This window comes from Mycoplasma sp. AC157, assembly GCF_054343415.1.
The window spans coordinates 1-12241 of sequence record NZ_JBTGVE010000028.1; the positions used below are offsets into that span (position 1 = coordinate 1).

The following is a 12241-nucleotide window of genomic DNA, read 5'->3' on the forward strand; positions in this document are numbered from 1 at the left end:
TATTAAATATGCGAAAAAAAATAAAAAAATCCCGTCAACTGGGAAAGACGGGATAAAAAATATATAAATTTTTACTTTATAAAATATTATCAAATATTGTAAAAAAAGTGTTATAATTATTATACATAGAATAAAATATTTCATTCAAGTATAAAATGAATATGAAAAATCTCCAATTGCTACTTGGAGATTTTTTTTAATTTTCCTTGAATGAATAATTTAAAACTATCTTATAATTTAAGAACTATTATTAAAATAATTATTAATTTTATAAGTTTCATAGAATTTAATATTTCACCCAAGGAAAATATGAATATTTTTCTTATTCATAATTTAATTATACTTTTAAAACAGAAATTTTTAGTTTATTTTTATAAAATATTAATCTAAAAACTATATAATTATAAATAAAGAGGTGAAAAATGACTAATGAAGAAAGAACAAAAATTATTAATGATTATATAATGAAATTGAAAGAAGAAGGAATTGATAATTTACCTGAAATTATGTAAAGAAATGAAAAAGGTTCCTGAAAAAGAATGCAAGAATTCATGAAAAATTTATCTAAACTCTAATTAAAATAAAATAAAAGCACAATTTTTGTGCTGTTTTCTATATAAAAAAATTAGCCATTATCCCCGACCGGAAAGCTAATTTTCAGTTCTATACCGTATTGTTTTTATAGTGCCTAGTATAGGTGGAGGGTGCGGGTCCAAATCACTTAATTATATTCTATCATTAAAATTCACTATTTTTATAAAAAATATTAAAATTTCTCAAAAATAAGGGACAATCAGTTATTTTTATTTTTAACTGGAAAACTAAAAAAGCAGGTAAGAGAATTTTAAAAATATCTTACACTTACACTTCCAACACTTTCCTGAACTACTTTCCCTACTACTTATTTAATTTATAAATTCTATTTTTATTAGAACCTTCTTTTATTAGCAACTTTTCTTCAATCATTTTAGTTATTATTTCATTTGCTCTTGAATATTTCACTTTTAATAATTTTTCTATTTCATTAGTTTTAAAAAAATCTTTGTTTTTAGCATAATTAATAATTAATTGATACTGTTTCTCTTTTTTATTAATTTTTATTATTTTATCTCCGGTTTCTATATTTATCTCCGGTGTTTTGTCAAATTTATCTCCGGTTTCTATATTTATCTCCGGTGTTTTGTCAAATTTATCTCCGGTTTCTATATTTATCTCCGGTTTTATTAAGTTTTTGTTTTTTTGTTTATAATCAATTTTAAAATTTAGATTTTTTGTATTTTCCTTATATTCTTCTATTTCAAAACCTTCAATATTTTGTTTATAATTTAAATTTTTTAAAATCACAGTAAATCTTCTATTATCTGATTTAAATTCCGGTTTTAACTTTTGACTATAATTTTCTTCTTTTTGGTAATAATCAAATATTTTGAGTAAACCACTACCACGTCTTTCCATTAAATTTAATCTACTAAAAAGATCGGCAATAATTGGATTTCTTCTTTCAGAATTGATTTCTTCAATATTTTCTTCTTGTATTAATTTACCATTATACATTCCACCAGGTGAAGAAATTTCCATTCTATCATCAAAAATGTTTATAGTTACTTCAGTTCCTTTAATTGAATAATCTCTATGAATTAAAGCATTAACCAAAACTTCTTGGATTACTTTCATAGGATAATCAGGATAATTTTTACGACCAAAATCTATCTTTTTTCACATATTTTTGGAATTTCTGGAAATGAATTTAATTCCAGAATCTAATAAATATAATAAATTACCACTAAATTCTTCATCGTCTAAAGCTTCTGCAAGTGAATGTGTTTTTGTTAATCCATTTCATCTGGTTGCAAAAATTCTTGAATGTCTTACTATTTGACCATCTGCTAATAGTGCTCCACTATTATTTAAATAATTATCATTTGAAACTAATCCAAAGGATTTAAAGTCTTTTAATGTAAGTTTATGTTCTGTAATTTGATAATAAAATGAAATTAAATAACTAAAGGAAGAAACATCATAGCTGATATTGGTTTTAAAACTATCTCAAGTTTCATTAGAACCTTGAAGAATTAAAGTTTTTAAATCGTTTCCCTTTATGACTACACTTTGATTTCCTATTCTTCTATAAGCAAGGTAACTACCGCCTTTATTTAGATAATAAGGAGTTTGCTGACCTTTTTTTACATCTAAAACTATAAATTTTTTGTCTTGTTCTTCATAAATCTTTAAATCAAAAGATGGAAGTGGTTCCATAACATCTTTTATGACGCTACTAATATAATCAGAGTCTTTGTAAATATCTGTTAATCCCACTAATTTATCACTTTTATCTTCTATACCAAAAAAGATTTTTCCACCGTTTGTATTAGCAAAAGCACTTACTGTTTTTAATCAACTATAGAAATCCTTTTTTTCTATTTTTTCTTTTTTTTCATATTCAGTTGTTTCTCCAAGATATTTATCTAATTTCATTTTTATCCTTTTCTTTTATACATATTAATATTATATTACATTGTGTAATAAAATATTTTTAAATAATAAAACATTGCTTTGAAAGATAAGATTTTTATTCAAAAAAATTTTCTACAAAAAATTGAACACATTGCCAAAAAGTGCTATAATAATAGTATAAATACATTTTCACAATCCTAAATTAATTAAGATAAACTTAATTAATGAAAAAAACTCCATTCCCTTAAAATGGAGTTTTTATTTAAGGTTAGTGGAAAATGTATTAATTATTTTAAAATTTAATTAATATTAGAATTATAATTATTAAAATTAAAATTCGCTCCACTTTTGAACCTTTATTTTAAATACATTTTTCACCTCCTTATGTGACTAAAGTGTTAGTCACATTTTAATATTACCACAGAATTTATTTTGTTACGAAAATACGGAAAAAATTGGGATTTTTGGTTTATTTTTCCTAAAATTTTACTCTATATTTACGATAATTTTAGTTATTTTTAATTTAAAATAATTTAAAAAATAGTACCTTAAATATGACTATAAAAATCTTCATCTTTTCTTTAAAAGAATATCGCAATTTAATCTTGTTTTTCTAAAATATTCTACTAATTTTTATTTATAATTTATTTTGATTTTAGTTTTATAACATTTTACAATTTTCACAAAGTATTTATGGATATCTCGTATATCAATGTTGTTATAAATATCTAAAATTGATTTTTTCTCCTTTCTTTTTTTTATATCTAAGTCCAATACAAGGCAGGAACCTTTAATGGACAATCTGGTAATGGTAGAACACAAGAACAATATGAAACAACAGTAACTGAAGTAAAAAAAGAATTTGTAAAAAAACAAGATGCAGCTAAAACTACTATTGATGGATTAAGTCATTTAAGTGAAGAAAGAAAAAATCATTTTAAAAATGAAATTACTAATACTTTAGATAATGAAAATGCTGATATTAGTTCTATTAATACTATTGTTGATAATGCAACAGATGAAAACAGAAGAGCAGAAGAATTAGCAAGTGCTAAAGCACAAGCTGTGAATATTGCTAATAAATTAATAGTAAGAAACGGAACTAATGAAAGAGGAAGAGAACAAATAAATAGCGATATACAAAAAGCAGACTCAGTAGGAAAAGTTGAAGAATTAAAAAAAGAAGCACAAAAAATTCTTGAGAATAAAGTAACTTCAGTAACTAATAAACTTCTTATCTTAGAAGGTTTAAATGAAGGTGGTAACCAAACAAAAGCAAATTACGATAACAGATTATCTAATTTAAAAGCAAATAATCAAGCAACTTTAACAGAACAAGAATTAGATACATTATTAAGTGATATAACAAATGCTTATAATGGTATTTATGACAGTGCTCATGATGCTATAAACCATCTACAAGATGGTTCAGCAAAACAAGCATTAATTGCTAGATTAGGAACAAAAGGACAATTAATTGATAGTAATAATAATGTAGCTAAATTAAAAGTAATTAAAGAAGAAGCTGAAAAAGAATTAGAAAAAGAATCTGCTTTAAGAGAATTAGCTAAACTTAAAGATGATAATAGTGTAAGAATAGCACAAGAGAGAATTATTAATAATGCTAACTCAAATAAACAACAAATTATAGATGCAAAAATTGCTATAACAACTGAATTAACAAGATTAAATGGTGAAGCTAAAACTTATATAGAAACCAAATTAACTGGTGATACATCTGGAACAAAAGAACAACTAGTTAATGCTTTTGAAAATTCTATATTAACTGAACAAGATATTGAAGCTAAAAAAGCACAAGCAGATGAAATCTTTAATGCTAAAAAAACAGAAGTATTATTATATGCTGAAAAATTAAGTGATGCTAATAAAAATACTATTACTGAAAAAATAAATGGTAATAGTGATGGTTCTGTATCACCAGCAGAAAGTATTGAAAGATTGGAGCAAATTTTAGCACAAGCAAAAAGATTAAAACAACAAGAAGATGATGCACAAAAAGAACCAATTAGAAATGCTGCACTAGCAATTGTAGAAAAATTCACTAATAGTAGTAATGGAAGTCCATGAAATCCTAAAGGTAGAGAATGAAAAAGAAGATTAAGTGATCAAAATCTTTCACTTGATGAAATTAAACATATAAAAGATGAAGTCGAATCAACTTTTAACAAGTTAAAAGCAGAAGCAACAAATGAAGCATATAGTATTAGTGATTCTTCTGAAAAACAAAGAATTTTAAATCTTATTAATAATGGATCATCAGGAAATTATTATGACAACAGTGCTGAAGATTATGAAACATACAAAACAAATGCAATTAATATTGTGCAAACAGAAAGAAGAAATAGAGAATCTCAAAAATCAAATGCTAGAGCAATGATTGCTAAACTTCAAGGTGATGCTTACAACCAAGACAAATTAACTAAAGAACTTGATGAAGCAACAACACAAGATCAATACAATGCAATCGAAGAAAGAGCAAGACAAGTTATTGCAAACAAAAAAACTCAGGTTCAAGGAAAAGTTACAGGAAATCCAAAAATCACAAGACAAGAAGAAAGAACTAGATTGGGAGAAAGAATTAAAGCTGCTCAAACAATTGCAGACTTGAATACTATTGAACACGATGTAGACAATTACTCATATGTTGGTGATCCAATTAGAGATGCAAAAGAAGAAGCAATTGAAAGAATGAAACAAAAAGGAGAATCTACTGTTGCTGGAGCGCCTTCTTCTTCTTCTTCTATATATATACTAACACAAGAACAAATAGAAACATTTAATGCAAGAGTTAGAAATGCAACTTCAGTTGATGAAGTAAATAGAATCGAAAAAGAATACATTCAAACAACATTCTTTGATACAAGAAGAATTGTTACATTGAAACAACAAATTGGTAACTATGTAACACCAAAAGCTGGAAATGATAGTAATAAATATGTTGCTTGATACAACTACTTTAAAAATACATTGGAAAATGAAACATCAATCAAACAACTTGGAAGAAACTTTGTTCAATATGTAAATAATAATGCTATTGGTGGTGCAACATCAGAAACTCACCGTCAAGAATTACTAAAAGAATGACACAAATGAGCACAAGAACCTGGAGTTGAATGAGCAAAAGGATTAGTCTTAAATTCAACAACTCTAAGTTGAGATGATAAATATAGATTGATTGATAAATTAGTATTAATTCATTCATTATTTGACTTCACAGATTGATTGAATGAAGCACATAAAGCAGATAACAACATCCCAAGTTCAATTCCCACAAGTAGTACAATTAGATTCTTTGATGGATATAACTGAACAGAAATTCAATAAAACTAAATTATCACAAAGTTTTAAACAATATAAAAAAGTTAACATCTTAATGTTAGCTTTTTTTATTATCAAAAACTCAATTCCAATTTAGGGCTAAATTTTGCAAAAATCAAATGATATAACAAAAAAATAAATAAAAAGTGAAATAAAAGCATATTATCAAATTTAGCACAAAATTCCTTACAGTTACAATGATTATGGTAAACTTAAAAAAATGTAATTAAATTAGATAAATAAAAAACTGTTTTGCCCGATAAAATAGGCATAAACGATTTTTCATTATTAAAACTGGGAAACTTAAAATTTGTAACTATTATCACATAGCAAATGAATATACCTTATTTTTCTTTATTTAGATTCAATATCTCTTCTAGAGTTGTTTTATAACTTATATCTTTAATTTCTTTTTTATTATTTTTAAGAAAAATTTTGGTTACCATCAACCTACCTGAATCATAGTTAAAAGTTGAACTTCAATTTCTTTTATCTTGAAGATGGTTCTTTGAAAAATCAATCTCTTCTAAGAAAAATCCTGACAAATCATTTAGAAAAACAAATTTATTATTGTTTTCTACTTCAAATGAATAATTAAATTTTAAAACAAGAAAATGAACTTGTTTTTTAGTTTGGACTAAACTTTTATAATCTGTTTTTAACTGTTTAATTGCTGCAACCGCATCATTTATTTTCTTTGCTACCTTTAAATTTACCACAAAAATATCATTTTCGTTTTCACAATAAAAATCATAACTAGAATTTTGAGTTTGTTTTATTTTTCTGATTTTATAGATACTTAAAGGATGATTTGTAATTCTTTCTAATTCAGAACTAATATATTCTTCTATCAAAAAACCTATAGCCGTGGAACTTTCTATACAATTATTTTCATTATTTAACAAATTAACATTATTTGCTTTTAATTCTATTTTGTTATTAGTTAAATCTAAAATTTTACTAATTTGTTCTTCTATAAAATGAAGAAATTCTTGTGATTTTTCTCAATAATTATTTTTGTTCACTTTCTTTGAAAAATACCTTTCTTATTATTTTTGCTATTTCATAAGATAATTTTGCAGGAACTGCATTTCCTATTTGTTTTAAAACATCTGATTTAGAACCAACAAAAAGAAAATCATCTGGAAAACTTTGAAGTCTTGCTAATTCACGCGGAGTTAATACTCGGTTCAGTTTAGGATGAACATGAACACCACCATGATTTTCTTTTACTGTTAATGATGGTTTATTATAATCTAATCTTCTAAAAGCATCTTTAAAATTTTTCATTACAGATTGTCCCACAGGTGTTAAAGAAATTTTTTCTATAAATTCTGGTGAGTGTTTAGTAAAAATATGATTAAAATCTTTATTTTCACTTATTTCTTCTAAATCTGCAATTGCATCTTTAACTGTTTTCATTTTTTGTTTGGTATTTTTTAACAATTCAATTGTTTGTTGTACTTTTTCTTTGTCTTTAGAACCAATAAAAATAACTCTTTCACGTTTTTGAGCAACACCAAAGTTAGAACTATCAAGTAATAAATAAGAAACAAAATAATCATTTTGAGTGAATATTTGCTCTATTTTGTCAGTTACTTTAATACCATCGCTTTCTTTATAAGATAAAATACCTTTTACATTTTCTAAAACAAACACAGTGGGTTGTAATTTAATAATTACTTCAATTGTGTGTAAATAAAGCTTATTTCTTTCATCATTTTGAGATCTTTTACCAGCCATTGAAAATCCTTGGCAGGGAAAACCACCTATTACTATGTCAATATCTTTTAATTGACTAAGTTCTTCTTTGGTTTCTTGTAAAGTAATATCACAAGGTGAAATCTCAGTTTTAAAATTTAAGTTATAAGTTAGAGTTGCAGGTTTTCAAAACTCAACTGTTTTTACAATTTCAAAATTATTTTTGTAAAAACCTCAAGTTAATCCACCTGCTCCTGCAAACAAATCTACTAGTCTTTTTTTGCTCATTATTCTCCTTTTATTTATTATTTAAATTATAATCTAAAAGCAAAAAAATACAGGAAAAATCCTGTATTAATTTTGATTTATTGAATTTCAGTTCAATTGTGTCCATCGTAGAATCTAATGTTACTACTTGTTGGAATTGTACTTGGAATGTTACTATCAACTCTATTTGCAACTTTCAATCAATCAGTTAGATCAAATAATGAATGTACTAGAAGTAATTGATCAATCAAGTTGTATTTTTGATCAAATGTTATGTTTGAATTGAGTAGCAATCCTTTAGCTCATTCAATACCTGGTTCTTGAGCTCATTTATGTCATTCTCTTAATAAGTCTTGACGGTGAGCTTCAGATTGGTTACCACCAATATTGTTTGTATTAGCATATTGCACGAATTTTTTACCAAGTTCTCTGATTGATGTTTCATTTTCCAATGTATTTTTAAAGTAGTCAATTCAAGCCTTGAATTTATTGGTATCATTTCCAACTTGTGGAGTGATATAGTTAGCTACTGCTTGTTTTAATGTAACAATTCTTCTATTTTCAAAGAATGTGGTTCTAATAAATTCTTCTTCAATTGTTTTAATTTGTTCTGGTGTAGTTGCTTTTCTTATTCTATCATTGTATTCTTCTGCTTGTTCAAGTGTTAGTTTATAAGAAGAAGAAGAAGAAGAAGGCGCTCCAGCAGGAGTTGATTGTGCTTTTGTTGAAATTCTATTAGTTGCATCACGTTTTGTGCTTGCAAGTGGATCTTCTACAAATACATAGTTATCTGCTTCATTTTCAATTTGAATCAATTGTTCAATTGTTGATGCATTTCTAACTCTTGTTCCAAAACTTGTTTTTTCATCTTGTGGCATTTTATTATTTGAAGTAATTTTACCTTGTACTTGCACTTTTTTAGCTTCAATAACTTGTCTTGCTTTTTCTTGAATTGCATCATATTGTGATTGTTGTGTTGCTTCATTAAGTTCTTTTGTTAGTTTATCTTTATTGTATCCATCACCTTCAAGTTTAGCAATTTCTGCTCTAGCATTAGATTTTTGAGATTCTAATCTTTCTCTTTCAGTAGTACGTAAACCTACTGCTTGATCTTTAGCAGATTTTAAATTAGCTAAACTTGCTCTTGTATCATTGATTCTATTTAAATTACCTCTTTTAGCATTAGAAGAATCAGGAATTTCAAAGTTTGCATTTAATGCTTCTGTTTTTAGTTTATTTATTATTAATTCTGCTTCTTCTTTTATTTGTCTTAATCTATCTAATGAAGTATTTTCATTATTAATTTCTTTTGCTCAATTATTCCCTTTTTGAATATATTCATATGCTCCATAACTTTGTATAAATTTATCTACTAAACCTGTACCATCATCATTTGCAGAAATTAATTGGTTTTTTATAGATTTTTTTTCAGCATTTTGCTCTTGATTTAAGTTTCTATTTGCTTCATTAATAGCATTTTGAATATCTTGCACTGTTGTAGCATTAGCTTTAGCAGTATTAATTGCATTTATATGATTAGATTGGGTTAATTTTTCTTTAATTAAGTTAAGTTCTGTAACTTTATTAAATGCTTCATCAGCTCTTTGTTTAATATCTTCAATATTTTGTTCAGTTAGATTTGGTGAATTTAATTGATTAGATAGCTCAGTTTTCAAGTTTGGTGTTTCATTACTAAATTTATTACTAATATAAGTTTTAGCTTCATCTCTTAATCTAATTAATGCATCTGTTATACGAACTTTTGCTTCTCTAATTTGACCTGTCAATGAATTTTCACCATTAATTATTTTGCTTTCAGTTGTTTTTAGACTATTACCATCTTTAAGTTTTGCTAATTCTCTTAGTGCAAATTCTTTTTCTTGATTATATTGACTAAGTGCAGTTTCTGCTCTTTGTTTAATACCTTTTAATTTACCTACTGTATTATTTGTTTCTTTTAAGGTACCTTTTGTACCTAATTCAGTTATGAAAGGTTGTTTTTCTGCTTCATTTGGTAAGTTATTAATTGCAGTTTGTGCACTATCAAAAATAGTATCATAAGCATTTGTTATATCACTTAATAATGTATCTAATTCTTGTTCTGTTAAAGTTGCTTGATTATTTGCTTTTAAATTAGATAATCTGTTATCGTAATTTGCTTTTGTTTGGTTACCACCTTCATTTAAACCTTCTAAGATAGGAAGTTTATTAGTTACTGAAGTTACTTTATTATCAAGAATTTTTTGTGCTTCTTTTTTTAATTCTTCAACTCTTCCTACTGAGTCTGCATTTTGTATATCGCTATTTATTTGTTCTCTTCCTCTTTCATTAGTTCCGTTTCTTACTATTAATTTATTAGCAATATTCACAGCTTGTGCTTTAGCACTTGCTAATTCTTCTGCTCTTCTGTTTTCATCTGTTGCATTACCAACAATAGTATTAATAGAACTAATATCAGCATTTTCATTAGCTAAAGTATTAGTAATTTCATTTTTAAAATGATTTTTTCTTTCTTCACTTAAATAACTTAATCCATCAATAGTGGTTTTAGCTGTAGCTTGTTTTTCTTTAAATTTATTAGTTGCTTCAGTTACTGTTGTTTCATATTCTTTTTGTGTTCTACCATCAGCAGATTGTCCATTAAAGGTTCCTATTTTGAAAGATTTAAGAAATTATAGAAAGAGAGAAATAAAAATGAACATATGAAAATTAAACGAAGTCTTATTAGAAAGAGCAATTGGTAATTATAGACGTTTAGTAAGAGAAAATAAAGTAGTTGCAGAAGAAAATTGAGAAAAAAAAGTAAATAGTGCTTTAAATGAGGTTGACTATTTATGACCAAAAGCAGCAAACGAGAAAATGATTAAAATAATGAAAGAAATAGAAAAAATTAGTTTTTATAAATGACTTAATTGAAATCATAAACAAACAATAAAACTAATGATGCTAGGAGGACTTGGGTGCCCAAGCCTTCAACAAAAAACAATGGAATTATTACCAGCATTAATTGAAGCAGCAGGAACAAACGATATTCAACCTATTATAGAAATGTATATTTCAGTTAATTTTGGTGATTTATATATTTTATTAGAAACAGAACAAGGAGAAAAATAAAATGAATATAGACCAATTATATAGATGACTGCTAAACGAAGCAATAAAAGCTTATAAATATTATACAGATAGGGCATTCTATATGACTGCAGACGATGAAGACTGAGAAATAAAATTAATGAAACAAGGAATGGAATATTTATGACAAAAAGCAGCAAGCGAGAAAATGCTTAAAATAATGGAAGAAATAGAAAGTTCAGTTTTAAGCAATAGAAAGTTCGGTTCTGACGAAAGAAGACTAATAAAAGTAATGCTCCTAGCAGGTATGGTTGACGAAGAAAGACAAAAAACAATGGAATTATTACCTACCTTATTTAAGCAAGTAGGGTATGAAAAATTCGACTCCATTATAAGTATGTATGTTGCTGTTAATTTTAACTTAAATATTGTAATAATTAATAATTTTTTAAGAGCATAAATGACTAAACAATTAAAAGAGAAGTACATCAATGAACGGGCATATTTTGCATTTGTTTCCTTGCTTGTAATGTTTAAAAATAAATATATCAAAATCAGCAAAGATACAGAAAAAAGCATAGAGAGAAGAGCAATCAAAGAGGCAAAGCAGGAGTTAAAAGAAAATCAGCAAGAACTAGGAATGGACTTTTTACTAAATGACAAATAAAAAAAGACATTTAGAAAATGAAGCAAGAAATACCACCTTACAGAAGAACAGCAAGAGAGCGTAGCATTTGCTTTGTATTACAAAGTAGCAAAATTTAGAACAATTAAAAAGTTAATTAAAAAAGCACCTAATAAAGACATTTTAGATACTTATTTTATTGACTATTTTAAAAAAATGGAGACAAATTAACAATTACCGGAAACAAAAGAAAGAAACGGAGATAAAGTCCGGAGACAACTTAAAATATCAGAAATAAAGAGCGGAGAGAAAATGAAAAAAATACTGAAAGAAATAATGGACTTTAGACAATATTAAAATTTATTAAAAATCATTAATGACCATAGTGAATTATGAAATTGAGAGTATTCAATCAATTTCAAAAAAAATAAAAAAGATGAAAGTCCTTTCTTTTAAAATTAAAAAATTTCTCGGTGGTAACACCGAGAAAATTATTCCACTTAGTTAAAAAAAGTGGAGAGAATTTTAATTTTAATAATTATAATTCTAATATTAATTAAATTATAAAGTAATGTAATACATTTTCCACCAACCTTATATAAAAACTCCCATTACGCCAAATGGCGTTTTTTCATTAATTAAGTTAATCTTAATTAATTGGGAATCTGAAAATGTATTACACTATTATTGTAGCACTTTTTCCAAAATTTTTATAAAAAATTTGCAAATTTATTAAAACAGAAATAAAATGTCACCCCCCATTCCCAATATAAAATGTCACTT

General features: G+C 25.7%; 8 protein-coding genes and 1 pseudogene. 5 read left to right on the plus strand and 4 right to left on the minus strand.

Annotated features, from left to right (window positions below; genetic code table 4):
- Window positions 1-897 precede the first annotated feature (897 nt).
- Window positions 898-2475, minus strand: coding sequence for an ATP-binding protein (locus ACXX84_RS03755; RefSeq protein WP_458561182.1), 1578 nt, complete (start codon window positions 2473-2475; stop codon window positions 898-900).
- 858 nt (window positions 2476-3333) lie between these two features.
- Between ACXX84_RS03755 and ACXX84_RS03760 the strand changes: the two are divergent.
- Window positions 3334-3462: pseudogene (locus ACXX84_RS03760) on the plus strand (hypothetical protein); the annotation flags it as partial.
- A 57-nt stretch (window positions 3463-3519) separates the two neighbouring features.
- Window positions 3520-5799, plus strand: a complete 2280-nt coding sequence (locus ACXX84_RS03765; protein WP_458572930.1) for a hypothetical protein — start codon at window positions 3520-3522, stop codon at window positions 5797-5799.
- 338 nt (window positions 5800-6137) lie between these two features.
- Here the strand turns inward: ACXX84_RS03765 and ACXX84_RS03770 are convergent, their stop codons facing one another.
- The 3 genes from ACXX84_RS03770 to ACXX84_RS03780 form a co-directional block, all read right to left on the minus strand.
- The gene (locus ACXX84_RS03770) at window positions 6138-6818 is read right to left on the minus strand and encodes a UpaP162 family type II restriction enzyme (protein ID WP_458560642.1); all 681 of its coding nucleotides are present in this window, start codon (window positions 6816-6818) and stop codon (window positions 6138-6140) included.
- Window positions 6805-7782, minus strand: coding sequence for a DNA cytosine methyltransferase (locus ACXX84_RS03775; protein ID WP_458560643.1), 978 nt, complete (start codon window positions 7780-7782; stop codon window positions 6805-6807). Before ACXX84_RS03775 ends, ACXX84_RS03770 begins: the two co-directional genes overlap by 14 nt.
- Before the next feature lie 77 nt (window positions 7783-7859).
- Window positions 7860-10130, minus strand: a complete 2271-nt coding sequence (locus ACXX84_RS03780; RefSeq protein WP_458572931.1) for a hypothetical protein — start codon at window positions 10128-10130, stop codon at window positions 7860-7862.
- A gap of 172 nt (window positions 10131-10302) precedes the next feature.
- On the opposite strand from ACXX84_RS03780, the gene ACXX84_RS03785 reads away from it, so the two are divergent.
- The 3 genes from ACXX84_RS03785 to ACXX84_RS03795 are packed head-to-tail and all read left to right on the plus strand — an operon-like array spanning window position 10303 to window position 11500.
- Entirely contained in the window at window positions 10303-10875 is a 573-nt protein-coding gene (locus ACXX84_RS03785; protein ID WP_458559657.1) for a hypothetical protein, read from the plus strand.
- Window position 10876: 1 nt separating this feature from the next.
- The gene (locus ACXX84_RS03790) at window positions 10877-11293 is read left to right on the plus strand and encodes a hypothetical protein (protein ID WP_458559656.1); all 417 of its coding nucleotides are present in this window, start codon (window positions 10877-10879) and stop codon (window positions 11291-11293) included.
- Window positions 11294-11500: a hypothetical protein gene (locus tag ACXX84_RS03795; RefSeq protein WP_458572932.1), complete on the plus strand. Its 207-nt coding sequence runs from the start codon at window positions 11294-11296 to the stop codon at window positions 11498-11500. It abuts the gene before it with no gap.
- The last annotated feature ends 741 nt before the right edge of the window (window positions 11501-12241 follow it).